This is a genomic window from Streptomyces sp. NPDC127038, assembly GCF_042725875.1.
GTDB lineage: Bacteria > Actinomycetota > Actinomycetes > Streptomycetales > Streptomycetaceae > Streptomyces.
The window spans coordinates 17,395-30,411 of the sequence record NZ_JBHXDQ010000066.1 but is presented as its reverse complement, the minus strand read 5'-3'; the positions used below and the strand labels follow the sequence as shown (position 1 = coordinate 30,411).

Annotated in this window: 14 protein-coding genes; 7 read left to right on the top strand and 7 right to left on the bottom strand. The window is 72.7% G+C overall.

The genetic code is table 11. The features are described from left to right. Window positions 1-30 precede the first annotated feature (30 nt). Genes ACFWI4_RS33145 through ACFWI4_RS33135 form a run of 3 tightly spaced genes read right to left on the bottom strand, consistent with a single transcriptional unit; the run spans window position 31 to window position 2,650 of the window. Window positions 31-780, bottom strand: coding sequence for a TrmH family RNA methyltransferase (locus ACFWI4_RS33145; RefSeq protein ID WP_385397465.1), 750 nt, complete (start codon window positions 778-780; stop codon window positions 31-33). After that, window positions 777-2,009: an HTTM domain-containing protein gene (locus tag ACFWI4_RS33140; RefSeq protein WP_387203898.1), complete on the bottom strand. Its 1,233-nt coding sequence runs from the start codon at window positions 2,007-2,009 to the stop codon at window positions 777-779. Before ACFWI4_RS33140 ends, ACFWI4_RS33145 begins: the two co-directional genes overlap by 4 nt. Continuing rightward, window positions 2,006-2,650, bottom strand: coding sequence for a DUF5819 family protein (locus ACFWI4_RS33135; protein WP_387203895.1), 645 nt, complete (start codon window positions 2,648-2,650; stop codon window positions 2,006-2,008). The genes ACFWI4_RS33140 and ACFWI4_RS33135 overlap by 4 nt, the downstream gene beginning before the upstream one ends. Window positions 2,651-3,506: 856 nt before the next feature. Between ACFWI4_RS33135 and paaA the strand changes: the two genes are divergently transcribed. The 6 genes from paaA to ACFWI4_RS33105 all read left to right on the top strand — a co-directional run bounded on the left by paaA (window position 3,507) and on the right by ACFWI4_RS33105 (window position 8,396). Beyond that, entirely contained in the window at window positions 3,507-4,541 is a 1,035-nt protein-coding gene (gene paaA / locus ACFWI4_RS33130) for a 1,2-phenylacetyl-CoA epoxidase subunit PaaA (protein ID WP_387203892.1), read from the top strand. A 2-nt stretch (window positions 4,542-4,543) separates the two neighbouring features. After that, on the top strand, window positions 4,544-4,831 hold the full coding sequence (gene paaB / locus ACFWI4_RS33125; RefSeq protein WP_164372737.1) for a 1,2-phenylacetyl-CoA epoxidase subunit PaaB: 288 nt from the start codon (window positions 4,544-4,546) through the stop codon (window positions 4,829-4,831). Beyond that, window positions 4,828-5,547 carry a 1,2-phenylacetyl-CoA epoxidase subunit PaaC gene (gene paaC, locus ACFWI4_RS33120; protein ID WP_387203889.1) on the top strand — a complete coding sequence of 240 codons (720 nt, stop codon included), beginning with the start codon at window positions 4,828-4,830 and terminating at the stop codon, window positions 5,545-5,547. The genes paaB and paaC overlap by 4 nt, the downstream gene beginning before the upstream one ends. Beyond that, the gene (gene paaD / locus ACFWI4_RS33115) at window positions 5,541-6,068 is read left to right on the top strand and encodes a 1,2-phenylacetyl-CoA epoxidase subunit PaaD (protein WP_387203886.1); all 528 of its coding nucleotides are present in this window, start codon (window positions 5,541-5,543) and stop codon (window positions 6,066-6,068) included. The genes paaC and paaD overlap by 7 nt, the downstream gene beginning before the upstream one ends. Next, window positions 6,068-7,132, top strand: a complete 1,065-nt coding sequence (locus ACFWI4_RS33110; protein WP_387203883.1) for a 2Fe-2S iron-sulfur cluster-binding protein — start codon at window positions 6,068-6,070, stop codon at window positions 7,130-7,132. Before paaD ends, ACFWI4_RS33110 begins: the two co-directional genes overlap by 1 nt. 130 nt (window positions 7,133-7,262) lie before the next feature. Next, a complete protein-coding gene (locus tag ACFWI4_RS33105) occupies window positions 7,263-8,396 on the top strand; it encodes an acyl-CoA dehydrogenase family protein (protein WP_387203880.1) in 1,134 nt (377 codons plus the stop codon). 88 nt (window positions 8,397-8,484) lie between these two features. Here ACFWI4_RS33105 and ACFWI4_RS33100 read toward each other — a convergent pair whose 3' ends face one another. The 4 genes from ACFWI4_RS33100 to ACFWI4_RS33085 form a co-directional block, all read right to left on the bottom strand. Next, window positions 8,485-8,832: a rhodanese-like domain-containing protein gene (locus ACFWI4_RS33100; protein WP_385397482.1), complete on the bottom strand. Its 348-nt coding sequence runs from the start codon at window positions 8,830-8,832 to the stop codon at window positions 8,485-8,487. 35 nt (window positions 8,833-8,867) lie between these two features. Beyond that, entirely contained in the window at window positions 8,868-9,917 is a 1,050-nt protein-coding gene (locus ACFWI4_RS33095) for a hypothetical protein (RefSeq protein ID WP_387203877.1), read from the bottom strand. Window positions 9,918-10,073: 156 nt separating this feature from the next. Next, window positions 10,074-11,663, bottom strand: a complete 1,590-nt coding sequence (locus tag ACFWI4_RS33090; protein ID WP_387203875.1) for a DUF2252 domain-containing protein — start codon at window positions 11,661-11,663, stop codon at window positions 10,074-10,076. 120 nt (window positions 11,664-11,783) lie between these two features. Beyond that, on the bottom strand, window positions 11,784-12,152 hold the full coding sequence (locus tag ACFWI4_RS33085) for a winged helix-turn-helix transcriptional regulator (RefSeq protein WP_387203872.1): 369 nt from the start codon (window positions 12,150-12,152) through the stop codon (window positions 11,784-11,786). A 207-nt stretch (window positions 12,153-12,359) separates the two neighbouring features. On the opposite strand from ACFWI4_RS33085, the gene ACFWI4_RS33080 reads away from it, so the two are divergent. After that, window positions 12,360-13,013 carry an FMN-dependent NADH-azoreductase gene (locus ACFWI4_RS33080; RefSeq protein WP_387203869.1) on the top strand — a complete coding sequence of 218 codons (654 nt, stop codon included), beginning with the start codon at window positions 12,360-12,362 and terminating at the stop codon, window positions 13,011-13,013. Window positions 13,014-13,017: the final 4 nt, after the last annotated feature.

Genomic DNA, 13,017 nt, shown 5'->3' with positions numbered 1-13,017 from the left:
GAAGGATCCGGTGCCGCGGCAGCCGCGGCACTAGGCCGGTGCGCCGCCCGGGGCGCTCCAGTGGAACAGCGTCATGGCCACACTGGTCGCGAGGTTGTAGCTGGAGACCTGGGGGCGCATCGGCAGGGAGACCAGATGGTCGGCCCGGGAGCGCAGCTCGGCGGACAGCCCGCTGCGCTCCGAACCGAAGGCGAGCAGGGCGTCGTCGGGGAGCCTCGTCCCCCGGATGTCCTCGCCCTCGGGGTCGAGCGCGAAGACCGGGCCGCCCGGCAGTCCGTCCACCGTCAGGCGCTCCACGGCGGTCGCGAAGTGCAGACCGGCCCCTCCCCGTACGACGGTCGGGTGCCAGGGGTCGAGCGTGCCCGTGGTGACCACCCCGGTCGCGCCGAAGCCGGCCGCGAGCCGGATCACCGCACCGGCGTTGCCGAGGTTGCGCGGATCGTCGAGGACGACCACGGGCGCGGTGCGGGGGGCCCGGGCCAGCGCCTCCAGGTTGGCGGCCCGGGAGGGACGTACGGCGAGAGCCGCCACCGAGGTGGGATGCGGACGCGGCACGAGGGTGGCGAACACCGGCTCCGGGACCTCGGTCAGCAGCCCGTCGAGCGCGGCGCGTACGTCCGGGGCGAGTTCGTCGGCCAGCGCGAGGGCAGCCCCCCGGTCGGTCGTGACGGCCAGCCGCACGCTCGCTCCGAAGCGCACCGCGTGCTTGAGGGCGTGGAAGCCGTCGAGCAGGACGGAGTCGTCGGAGAGCTGGCGCCAGACACGTACCGGGTCGTTCATGCGGTGAAGCCTACGTGCGGGTGCTCGGGCTCCTCCGGAACGCCCGGATCCGGCTCCCTGGGCCCCGGCAGCACGGGCCCCCGGCGGGAGAACAGCCGCCCACGCGCGCGTGCCGCCCGTGCGCCCAGGAACAGGAGGAAGGACGTGGGCAGGAACACGGAGTCGGCGGCGATCATCGCGAGCGAGAAGAACGGCAGCCCGAGGACCACGGCGATCACCGCGTGCTCGGTCATCATGACCGCCAGCAGGACGTTCTTGACCCGCCGGTTGAACAGGGTGAAGGGAAAGGCGACCTGTATGGCGACCGTTCCGTAGGTCACCAGCAGCACGATCGTGCCGTGCTCGGACATCAGCTCGGACAGCGCGGGCCACGGGGAGAAGGACGACAGGTGGAGCGGGTAGTAGACGGCGGTGCCGTCCTGCCAGCGGGAACCCTGGATCTTGTACCAGCCGGCGGTCGCGTAGATCAGGCACGCCTCGGCCATGATGATCATCAGGGCGGCGTTGTGCACGATGTTGGCGATGACGTCCAGCAGGATGCGCGGCTGCGCGGTGCGGGCGAGGCGGCCGGCGGCCCACCACAGGGCCTGCACCGTCCACAGTCCCCAGAAGACCGTGAGCCAGCCGCCCAGGACACCCCCCTCGATGCGTCCCGCGCCCGTCGCCACCGCCAGCGCGAGCCCGAGGCCGGCCCACAGGGCGGGGCCTCCGCGGTCGGGCCCGGGCCGGTCCCCACGCGCGCGTGCCTCGCCGACCAAACGGTTCCGCCGCGCGTCGAGCGACCACACCTGGGCGCAGCGGGTGAACACGAGGTAGATCGCCATCAGGTGGATGACGTTGTCCCCGCCGTCCCCGATGAAGACACTGCGGTTCTGCAGGGACAGCACGCCGATCATGAAGAGCACCGACGTCGCGCGGGTGCGCCAGCCCACCAGCAGCAGGGCGGCGGAGAGGACCGCGAGGGCGTAGGCGGTCTCGAACCACACCTGGCTGTCGGACCACAGCAGGATCGTGAAGGCGTGGTTGCTGTCCACGAGCTGCCGGGCGAGACCCAGGTTCCAGGGCCCGTCGGGCCCGTACATCTCCTGGCGGTGGGGGTACTCGCGCAGCAGGAACAGCATCCAGGTGGCGGCGAAGCCGATGCGGATCACGGCGCTCTGGTACGGGCCGAGCGCGGCCTCGGTGACCCGGGCGATCCCGCGCGTGATGGTCGCGGCGCATCCGTTCATCGGGCACTCGCCTCCGTCAGGCCGCCCGCGCGGTCGCTCCCGGGAACGGCCCACCAGGGCAGCTCACGGACGACGGGGCGGTCGGACAGCTTCTCGCCGCTCCAGCTCGGGGGCGGCACGTCCGTGGTCAGGGAGCGGAACTGGACCCGTTCGACGACGGCGCTGTCGCCGCCCGCGTGCTCGCGGTCGAGGCGCAGCACGCCGATGCGGCGCAGATAGCGCTCCGAGAGATCACCGCGCAGGCCGACGGCGCGGTTCTGGCCGTCGTGCGTCCCTACATAGAAGTCCCAGGCGCGGCGCAGTTCGTTCTGCTGCGTGTGGCTCGGCAGCGGGTTCCCGTCGATGGCCAGCCCGTCGAGGGCGGACAGGTCGTACCAGCCGGTCTCGCGGCTGGTGCCGTCCGCGCTACGCACCAGGGCACGGACCTGGACCGCGATGTCCTGCTGCAAGGGGTTGGGAGCGAACAGTTTCCAGTTCTGCTCGAACTCGGGGTAGATCCAGTCGTCGATCGCGCGGCTGTGCTGCTTCGTCACCGTGTTCGCGGGCGCGATGTGCAGGAACACCATCCCGAGATGCACACAGGCGAGGACGGCCACGGCGGCCAGGGCGAGGGCGGCGACGATCTGATGGGGCAGCGACAAGGCGGCGATCCCCGCCCGAGCCTCACTTTCGGACCGCCCGGCTTCGTCGTCACCTGCGGCTACGTCTTCCCCGCCCCCGCCGAACCCGACCGTACCTACCTCGGCCCCGACCACATCGGACTCAGGCTCACCGGTGGCACTTCCCTCGGCCGAGCCCTGTCCAATCACACCCGCTTCACGCCCGGCCACATCGGACTCAGCCGCCCCGGCGACGCTTCCCTCGGCCGAGCCCTGTCCAATCACACCCGCTTCGCGCCCGACCGCATCGGCCTGAGCCGCCCCGGACCCGCCTTCGGCGGTCGCACCTGCCTCGGGCTCTGCCGCATCGGGCTCCGTCGCATCGGTCCCGGCCGCCCGGGATCCGGGCGCCTCGGGCTCCGGACGGGGCGCCGACGCCGACCCTGCGCCCGAAGGCCCGCCGCCGAGCTCCGGGGAATCCTCCGGACCACTTCGCGGGACCTCGCCGGGCGGATCGTCCGCGGGCCGCTGGCCGGGAAGCGCCGTACCGCCGGCGGCACCGGCACCGCCGGGCGCGCCCTCCTCGGGCGCGACCGACCCCGGCTCCCGCTTCGCGCCCTCGTCCCTCGCGTCCATCCCGCCCCGATCCACGATCCCGGATCCGGCTGCCGGCCGCCGGACTGCGGGCACCGTACCGCCACGTCGCCTCGCACCACGACGTCGGCCGGCGAACCGTACGCGGAGCCGACCGTCCGGCACAGCGCCAGGTGCCCCTACGGCCCCGCCCACGCGCACGAGGTTATCCACAGCGGTTGACACCGTACGGCGCTCGACCGACCATTGTTGCGAATGGACCGAACGATCGGTCGGTCGGGAGCGAGAGGTCGAGGGGGACCGCATGGCGACAGCATCAGCGCACCAAACGGCCCGCACACAGGCGGACGAAGCCGCCGACGAAGCGGCGCGCACAGCGGCATACGAGGTGGTCTTCGACGCCGCGGTGGCCGCCGACGAACGCATCGAGCCCCGCGACTGGATGCCCGACGCCTACCGCACCACCCTGATCCGCCAGATCGCGCAGCACGCCCACTCCGAGATCATCGGCATGCAGCCGGAGGCCAACTGGATCACGCGCGCGCCCTCCCTGCGCCGCAAGGCGATCCTGATGGCGAAGGTCCAGGACGAGGCGGGACACGGGCTGTATCTGTACAGCGCGGCCGAGACGCTCGGCGTCGGCCGCGACGAACTGCTCGACAAGCTGCACTCCGGCCGCCAGAAGTACTCCTCGATCTTCAACTACCCGACCCTGACCTGGGCGGACGTCGGCGCCATCGGCTGGCTCGTGGACGGCGCGGCGATCACCAACCAGGTCCCCCTGTGCCGCTGCTCCTACGGCCCGTACGCGCGCGCCATGATCCGCGTGTGCAAGGAGGAGTCCTTCCACCAGCGCCAGGGGTACGAGCTGCTGCTGGCCCTGAGCCAGGGCACCCCCGAGCAGCACGCGATGGCGCAGGACGCGGTCGACCGCTGGTGGTGGCCCTCCCTGATGATGTTCGGCCCGCCCGACGACGAATCCGCGCACTCCGCCCAGTCGATGGCGTGGAAGATCAAGCGCCACTCGAACGACGAACTGCGCCAGCGTTTCGTCGACATCGCCGTCCCCCAGGCCGAATCGCTCGGCCTGACCCTGCCGGACCCCGACCTGGTGTGGAACGAGGAGCGGGGACACCACGACTTCGGTGCCATCGACTGGACGGAGTTCTGGGAGGTCCTCAAGGGCAACGGCCCGTGCAACGACCAGCGGATCACCCAGCGCCGGCGCGCCCACGAGGAAGGCGCGTGGGTACGGGAGGCGGCCGCGGCCTACGCGGACAAGCACACGAGCCAGGCCGTCGGCTCGACGAGCACGACCGGTGAGACAGGAGCGAGCTGAGCATGACGAACACCGACTGGCCGCTGTGGGAGGTCTTCGTGCGCTCGCGCCGCGGGCTCTCGCACACCCACGCCGGCAGCCTGCACGCGCCGGACGCCGAGCTGGCCCTGCGCAACGCCCGCGACCTGTACACGCGCCGCGGCGAGGGCGTCTCGATCTGGGTCGTCCCGTCCGCCGCCGTCACGGCCTCCTCGCCCGACGAGAAGGACCCGTTCTTCGAGCCGTCCGCGGACAAGCCCTACCGCCACCCGACGTTCTACGAGATCCCGGAAGGGGTGAAGCACCTGTGACCCTCACCGTGAACACCGCCGCCGCACTGGCCCTCGCCGACGACGCCCTGGTGCTCTCGCACCGCCTGGGGGAGTGGGCCGGCCACGCGCCGGTCCTCGAAGAGGAAGTCGCCCTGGCCAACATCGCGCTGGACCTGCTCGGCCAGGCCCGCGTGCTGCTCTCCATGGCCGGTGACGAGGACGAGCTGGCGTATCTCCGCGAGGAGCGCGCCTTCCGCAACCTCCAGCTCGTCGAGCAGCCCAACGGCGACTTCGCGCACACCATCGCCCGGCAGCTCTACTTCTCCACCTACCAGCGGCTCCTGTACGCGGAACTGGCCTCCGGGGACGGCGAGTTCGCCCCCCTCGCGGCCAAGGCCGTCAAGGAGGTCGCCTACCACCAGGACCACGCCGAGCAGTGGACCCTGCGCCTCGGCGACGGCACGGCCGAGAGCCACGAGCGGATGAGCCGCGCCTGCCAGGCGCTGTGGCGCTTCACCGACGAGATGTTCCAGCCGCTCGACGGCGTGGACATCGACTGGGACGGCATGCGGACCGCCTGGCTGGAGTCCGTGGGGGCGATCCTGCGCCGCGCGACCCTGACGGTCCCCGAAGGCCCCCGGTCCGGGGCCTGGACGGCCGGCGCCGGACGCCAGGGCCTGCACACCGAGTCCTTCGGACGGATGCTCGCCGAGATGCAGCACCTGCACCGCAGCCACCCGGGGGCGTCATGGTGACGGCCACCGCCCTGGAGGAGGAGCTGCGCCGGCTGGCCGGCTCCGTGCTCGATCCCGAACTGCCCGTGCTCACCCTGGAGGACCTCGGTGTCCTGCGGGCCGTCCACGTCCGCGGCACGGACAGCGTCGAGGTCGAACTGACCCCGACCTACACCGGCTGCCCGGCCGTCGAGGCCATGTCCAGCGACATCGAGCGGGTGCTGCACGAGCACGGCATCCGCGAGGTGTCCGTGCGCACGGTGCTCAGCCCCGCCTGGTCGACCGACGACATCTCGGACGAAGGCCGCCGCAAACTGCGGGAGTTCGGGATAGCGCCACCGCGCGGCACCCGCCCCGCGGGACCGGTGGCCCTCGACCTCGGACCGACCCGGACGGCCACGGCCGAGCCGGAGCCCGTTCGCTGCCCGTCCTGCGGATCGGCCGACACGGAACTGCTCAGCCGCTTCTCCTCCACCGCGTGCAAGGCGCTGCGCCGCTGTCTGTCCTGCCGCGAACCGTTCGACCACTTCAAGGAGTTGTGATGGCCCGCTTCCACCCGCTCACGGTGGCCGCGGTCGACCGGATCACCGACGACTCCGTGGCCCTGACCTTCGCGGTGCCCGCCGCACTGCGCGAGGACTACCGGCACGCCGCCGGCCAGCATCTCGCGCTGCGCCGCACGGCCGACGGCACGGAGATCCGCCGCACGTACTCCATCTGCTCGCCGGCACCCGCCCCCGACGGCGAGGCGCCGCGCACCCTGAGGGTCGGAGTGCGTCTGGTCGACGGAGGCGCGTTCTCGACGTACGCGCTCAAGGAGATCGCCGTCGGCGACCAGGTGGACGTGATGGTTCCCGCGGGCCGCTTCACGCTGGAGCCCTCGGCCGGCCTGTACGCGGCGGTGGTGGGCGGCAGCGGGATCACCCCGGTGCTGTCGATCGTCTCGACCCTGCTGGCACGGGAGCCCGGCGCGAGCTTCTGCCTGATCCGCAGCGACCGCACGACGGCCTCCACGATGTTCCTGGAGGAGGTCGCCGACCTCAAGGACCGCTATCCGCAGCGGTTCCAGCTGGTGACGGTCCTCTCCCGCGAGGAGCAGCAGGCCGGGCTGCCGTCCGGCAGACTCGACCAGGAGCGGCTGACCGGGCTTCTTCCGGCGCTGCTGCCCGTCGGCCGGGTGGCCGGCTGGTTCCTGTGCGGGCCGCTGGGGCTCGTGGAGGGCGCCGAGCGGGCCCTGCGCGGGCTCGGGGTGTCCAGGACCCGCATCCACCAGGAGATCTTCCACGTGGACGCCGCCCCGACGGCTCCTTCCACCGTCCCGGCTCCCGCGCACAGCACCGTGACCGCGCGGCTCGACGGACGCGGCGGCACCTGGCCCGTCCAGGACGGCGAGTCGCTGCTGGACGCGGTCCTGCGCAACCGCCCGGACGCGCCCTACGCGTGCAAGGGCGGTGTCTGCGGCACCTGCCGGGCGTTCCTCGTCTCCGGCGAGGTGCGGATGGACCGCAACTTCGCGCTGGAACCGGAGGAGACGGAGGCCGGCTACGTCCTGGCCTGCCAGTCCCATCCCGCCACGGAAAAGGTCGAGTTGGACTTCGACCGCTGAGGATCCGCGATCCGGGGAGGAGCGGCCGTCCGTCGGCCGTTCCCTTCTCGTAGAACCTGTTCTATCTTGACGCACCGTCAGATCAGGCTCTCCGTCTGGTCGTCGGTCCGGCGTGCGGGAGGACGGGATCGTGGACTTCACCTTCACCGAGGAGCAGCAGGCGGCGGCCGAGGCGGCCCGGGGGGTGTTCGCCGACGTCTCCCCCGACGCAGTGCCCAGTCCCGCGCTCACCCCGGGCGCGGTGGCCGAGGACTTCGACCGGGCCCTGTGGGCGAAACTTGCCGACGCGGACCTGCTGAGCCTGCTGCTCGACGAGGAGACCGGCGGGGCGGGCCTCGACGCGATCGCGCTGTGTCTCGTGCTGCGGGAGTCGGCGAGGGTGCTGGCACGGGTGCCGCTGCTGGAGAACAGCGCGGCGACGGCGGCCGTCCAACGCTACGGCGGCAAGGAGTTGAGCACGTCGGTCGCGGCACGGGCCGGACGGGGCGAACTCGTGCTGACCGTCGCCGCCGGCGGCAGGACCGGTCACGACCCCGCCGAGCGCGCGGTGACCGCCCGGCGGGACGGTACGGACTGGGTGCTGGACGGCGTGCAGACGGCGGTGCCCTGGGCCTTCGACGCCGACCTGGTCGTCGTGCCCGCGCACACGGACGCCGACCGGACCGTCCTCGCCCTGGTGCCCCGCGGCCGGGAAGGCGTCGTACTCGCCGAGCAGATCTCCACGACCGGCGAGCGGCTCGGCGAACTGCGGCTGGAGTCCGCCAAGATCGCCGCCGGGGACGTCATCGACGCGCCGGGCGCCTGGGAGTGGCTGCGCGAGCTACTGGCCACCGGGACCTGCGCGCTGGCGCTCGGACTCGGGGAGGAGGTGCTCCGGATGACGAGCGCGTACACGAGCCGGCGCGAGCAGTTCGGGTTCCCGGTCGCCACGTTCCAGGCGGTCGCCGTCCAGGCCGCCGACCGCTACATCGACCTGCGCGCGATGGAGGCGACGCTCTGGCAGGCCGCATGGCGGATCGGCTCGGGGGCGGACGGGGCGCTGCCGGCCGGCGGTGACGTGGCCGTGGCCAAGATCTGGGCGTCCGAAGGCGTACGCCGGGTCGTGCAGACCGCCCAGCATCTGCACGGGGGCTTCGGGGCCGACACCGAGTACGCGCTGCACCGGTACCACGCCTGGGCCAAGCACCTGGAACTGTCGCTCGGCCCGGCGGCGGCGCACGAGGAGGCCCTCGGCGACCTGCTGGCGGCCCATTCCCTGGGCTGAGCGGTCCCCGACGCCACCGTCACGGGTCCCCGCCACCAGGGGGGGAAGGTCCCCGCCCCGGACGGTCCCCGGGGCGGCTGGGACCTCGCTACAGCACGAAGCCGGGCTCGCCCTTGGCGTTCAGCACCGGACGGCCGGAGGCCTCCCAGATCTGCATGCCGCCCTCGACGTTCGCGGCGTCGATGCCCTGCTGGACCAGATACATGGTGACCTGGGCCGAACGTCCGCCGGAGCGGCAGATCACGTTGACCCGGCCGTCCTGCGGGGCGGCCTCGGTCAGCTCGCCGAACCGGGCGACGAAGTCGCTCATCGGGATGTGCAGCGCCCCCTGGGCATGACCTGCCTCCCACTCGTCGTCCTCGCGGACGTCCAGCAGGAAGTCGTCGGCCGCGAGATCGCCGACCCCGACCGTGGGCACACCAGCTCCGAAACTCATGCCTGTGACGCTACCCGACCGCGCCGAGGTGAAGCTCAGGGAGCCTGGGAGATCAGCGTCGCCAGTTCGTGCTCGCGCTCACCGACCTGCGTCAGCAGCTGTTCGGCGATCTCCTCCAGGAGACGGTCCGGGTCCTCCGGCGCCAGCTTGAGCATGGCGCCGATGGCGCTCTCCTCCAGCTCGCGGGCGACCAGGGTGAGCATCTCCTTGCGCTGGGAGAGCCATTCGAGACGGGCGTAGAGCTCCTCGCTGCGGCTCGGCTTCCACTCCTCGGGCGCGGGACCCGCGGCCCACTCCGCGGCCAGCTCCCGCAGCAGCGCCTCGTCGCCCCGGGCGTAGGCGGCGTTCACGCGGACGATGAACTCGTCACGCCGCTTGCGCTCGCCGTCGTCCTGCGCGAGATCCGGGTGGGCCTTGCGCACCAGCTCGCGGAACAGCTTGCGGGCCTCCTCGCTCGGACGCACCCGCTGCGGGGGCCGGACGGGCTGGTCCGTGAGCATGGCCACGGCCTCGGGGAACAGGCCGTCGGAGTCCATCCAGCCGTGGAACAGCTCCTCGACGCCGGGCATGGGCATGACCCGCGCCCGGGCCTCGTGCGCCTTGAATATGTCCTCGGGGTCGCCCGTGCGCGCGGCACGCGCCTCGGCGATCTGGGCCTCCAGCTCGTCGAGGCGGGAGTACATCGGACCGAGCTTCTGGTGATGCAGCCGGGAGAAGTTGTCGACCTCGACGCGGAAGGTCTCCACGGCGATCTCGAACTCGATCAGCGCCTGCTCGGCCGCTCGCACGGCACGCTCCAGACGCGCCTCGGGCCGGTCGTCCCCGCCTGTGGCCGGGCTCCGGCCCGCGTCGGCGGCCGGGGCCTCGCCCCGCCCGTCGGCCCGCTGCTCGCCCTGCCCCTCGGTCCGGGACCCGGTCGGGGCGCCGGAAGCGGCGTCCGCGCCCGCCGTGCCCTCCGCGTCGGTGGTGCGGCCGGCGTCGCCGAGGGAGGCACGGGGCGTCTCGCCCTCCGGGGCACCGGAGTGCTCCCGGCCCTCCTGGGAGGCGGGCTCGGACTGGCTCTGATCGGCTTCCGGGGTCGTCACCCGACCAGCGTAGGCCACACTCCCCCGGGGATCACTGCCTTCCCTGCCCCTACAGCCACCTGACCGGCCACAACGACCCCATTGACCCCAAGCACCCCGATCATCCCGGCGCCCGAACCGACGCCGGAACCTCGCCGGTCGCCGTCCCCGGCCCGGTCACACCCCCGGCTCGGAGGCGATCCGTCCGCTGCGGACCGCGGCGGTCAGGGCCGCGTGGTCCGCCTCGGTGCGGTCCGCGTAGGCGACGGCGAAGGAGGCGACGGCCTCGTCCAGTTCCTCGTTCTTGCCGCAGTACCCGGCTATCAGGCGCGGGTCGGCGCTGTGGCTGTGGGCGCGGGCCAGCAGAGCGCCGGTCATACGGCCGTAGTCGTCGACGTGGTCGGCGGGCAGGGCGGCGGGGTCGACGCTGCCCTTGCGGTTGCGGAACTGGCGTACCTGGTAGGGCAGACCGTCGACCGAGGTCCAGCCGAGCAGGATGTCGCTGACGACCTGCATGCGCTTCTGGCCGAGGACGACACGGCGGCCCTCGTGGGCCACCTCGGGCATCGGGTGGCCGATGGTCGCCAGATGCGGGAGCAGCGCCGAGGCGCGGGCCTCCTTGACCTGGAGGACCAGCGGTTCGCCGCGGTGGTCCAGGAGCAGCACCACGTACGAGCGGGTGCCGACGCTGCCGGTGCCGACGACCCGGAAGGCGACGTCGTGCACGGCGTAGCGGGCGAGCAGGGGGAGACGGTCCTCGGAGACGGTCGTCAGATAGTGCTCAAGGGAAGCCGCCACCGCGGCCGCCTCCCCGTCGGGGACGCGGCGCAGCACGGGTGCCGCGTCGACGAAGCGGCGGCCACCGCCCTCGACCGCCTCGGTCGACTTGGCGGCGAAGCGCCCGCTGGTGTTGGCCCGCGCCTTCTCGGAGACGCGCTCCAGGGTGCCGAGGAGGTCGTGGGCGTCGGTGTGGGAGACGAGTTCCTCGTCGGCGATGGCGTTCCAGGCGTCCAGGACCGGCAGTCGGGCCAGCAGGCGCATGGTGCGGCGGTACGCGCCCACGCAGTCGCGCGCGGCGGCCCGGCAGGTGTCCTCGTCGGCCCCGGCCTCCCGGCCCGCGAGCACGAGCGAGGTGGCGAGCCGCTTGAGGTCCCACTCCCAGGGGCCGTGCACCGTCTCGTCGAAGTCGTTCAGGTCGATGACCAGGCCGCCGCGGGCGTCCCCGTACAGGCCGAAGTTCGCCGCGTGGGCGTCGCCGCAGATCTGGGCGCCGACGCCGGTCATCGGGGTGCGGGCGAGGTCGTACGCCATGAGGCCCGCGCTGCCGCGCAGGAACGCGAAGGGTGTGGCCGCCATCCTGCCGACGCGGATCGGGGTGAGCTCGGGGATCCGGCCGCGGTTGGACTCCTCGACCGCGGTCACGGCGTCCGGCCGGTCGGTGTCCAGCGGGAGTTCGGCGTGCGCCGCGCGCGGGACCCGCCCGCGCAGGGCCTTCCCCTCCTGCTTGGGCGAACCCTTCAGGGGCCGGGCGGCGAATCCCGGGACCGCGAACTCCCGTACCCCGAAGATCTCGTCCGCCGGGGCGCCCCCGTGCGAGGACAGGTGCCCGGACCGCGGCACGGAGCCGTCGCCGGCCACCGGCACGTGCACGCCGCCCCGAGACTGCTCCAGGTGCTCCTGCGGCACCGGTCCGGCCTGCTCGACGAGCCCGGCCCGTCCCGCCGGCGCCGTCCGCCGTTCCGCCCCCGCCGTACCGATCTCGGTCATCACGACCGCCTCCCCCGCGCACGAACATCAACTCGTGCTGACGCTACAGGCGGTCGGGAAAACGCGTCAGACCCTGTGGACAACTCCGCCCACGGCCCCGGAGAAGCCCCGTCCCGTCGGCTACGGCAGCCGCTCCCGGCAGGCGCCGCCCTCCGGGAGATACCGCTCGGCCCAGGCCCCGAGTTCCTTGAGGGCGGGTTCGAGCGCCGCGCCCGCTTCCGTCAGGGCGTAGCAAACCCGCAGCGGCGGGCCCTCGTTGACCTTGCGCACGACCAGACCGGCCGCGCCGAGCTCGGTGAGCCGGTCGGAGAGCATCCGCTCGCTGATGCCGGGGATCGCCCTGCGCAGATCCGCGAAGTGGGCGGGCTGCTGCAGCAGGACCGCGACGACCAGACCCGTCCACCGCTTTCCGAGCAGCGTGAAGACACGGGTCATGCCGTCGTCGACCTTCTGGCACGGCCCCGCGTCGTGGCTTCCCGGTTCTGCCATGAGGCCAGGGTACTGCGTCCCCACAAGGGGATGAAAAAAAGTAAGTCCCTGTGTTATCTCTAGTTAGGTACGAAAGAGAAGCCCGCCAGGGGGACTCGACTCCCTGCGACAGCTCTGCCCTGTCCCGCTCCACCACCCCGCCAGGAACCCGGGCGCACCCCTGGTTGCAACAGGCGGCCCTTACACCCCTTTTGTCTGGAGACCACCATGGCCACCCTCCTCCACATCGACTCGTCCGTCTCCCCCGACGGCGCCTCCACCTCGCGCGCCGTGGCGAACGCCTTCCGCGCGGCCTGGGAGGAACAGCACCCGGGAGGCACGGTCGTCCACCGCGACCTCGCCGCGCAGCCCGTGCCGCACATCACGGCCGACGCCCACAGCGCCGGCTTCGCCGCCCCGGAGACGCACACCCCCGGGCAGGCGGAGGCCTTCGCGGCCCGCCTGAAGCTGATCGAGGAGGTGGAGAACGCGGACGCGATCCTGATCGGCGCCCCCATGTACAACTTCTCCATCCCCTCGACCCTGAAGGCATGGCTGGACAACATCGCTCTCGTGGGGCGCACCGCCATGGCCGAGGACTCCAAGGCCAAGGGCACCCCGGTCACCGTCATCGCCAGCCGCGGCGGCTCGTACGCGCCGGGCACTCCGCGCGAGGGCTACGAGTACGTGCAGAACTACCTGGGGGCCCTGCTCGGCGACATGCTCGCCCTCGACGTCGAGTTCATCGTCCCGGAGCTCACCATGGCCCCGCACAACCCGGCGATGACCGACCTGGTCCCGCTCTTCGAGGCGTCCCGGAGCAAGGCCCTCGACGACGCGGCCGCCCGGGCCAAGATGGTCGCGGCCCGCGTCGCCGCCTGATCGC

Excerpts from the sequence above, each read along its gene's own strand:
- ACFWI4_RS33145 (WP_385397465.1), bottom strand. The coding sequence starts at position 780 with ATGAACGACCCGGTACGTGTCTGGCGCCAGCTCTCCGACGACTCCGTC.
- ACFWI4_RS33140 (WP_387203898.1), bottom strand. The coding sequence starts at position 2,009 with ATGAACGGATGCGCCGCGACCATCACGCGCGGGATCGCCCGGGTCACC.
- paaA (WP_387203892.1), top strand. The coding sequence starts at position 3,507 with ATGGCGACAGCATCAGCGCACCAAACGGCCCGCACACAGGCGGACGAA.
- paaB (WP_164372737.1), top strand. The coding sequence starts at position 4,544 with ATGACGAACACCGACTGGCCGCTGTGGGAGGTCTTCGTGCGCTCGCGC.
- paaD (WP_387203886.1), top strand. The coding sequence starts at position 5,541 with ATGGTGACGGCCACCGCCCTGGAGGAGGAGCTGCGCCGGCTGGCCGGC.
- ACFWI4_RS33110 (WP_387203883.1), top strand. The coding sequence starts at position 6,068 with ATGGCCCGCTTCCACCCGCTCACGGTGGCCGCGGTCGACCGGATCACC.
- ACFWI4_RS33100 (WP_385397482.1), bottom strand. The coding sequence starts at position 8,832 with ATGAGTTTCGGAGCTGGTGTGCCCACGGTCGGGGTCGGCGATCTCGCG.
- ACFWI4_RS33090 (WP_387203875.1), bottom strand. The coding sequence starts at position 11,663 with ATGACCGAGATCGGTACGGCGGGGGCGGAACGGCGGACGGCGCCGGCG.
- ACFWI4_RS33085 (WP_387203872.1), bottom strand. The coding sequence starts at position 12,152 with ATGGCAGAACCGGGAAGCCACGACGCGGGGCCGTGCCAGAAGGTCGAC.
- ACFWI4_RS33080 (WP_387203869.1), top strand. The coding sequence starts at position 12,360 with ATGGCCACCCTCCTCCACATCGACTCGTCCGTCTCCCCCGACGGCGCC.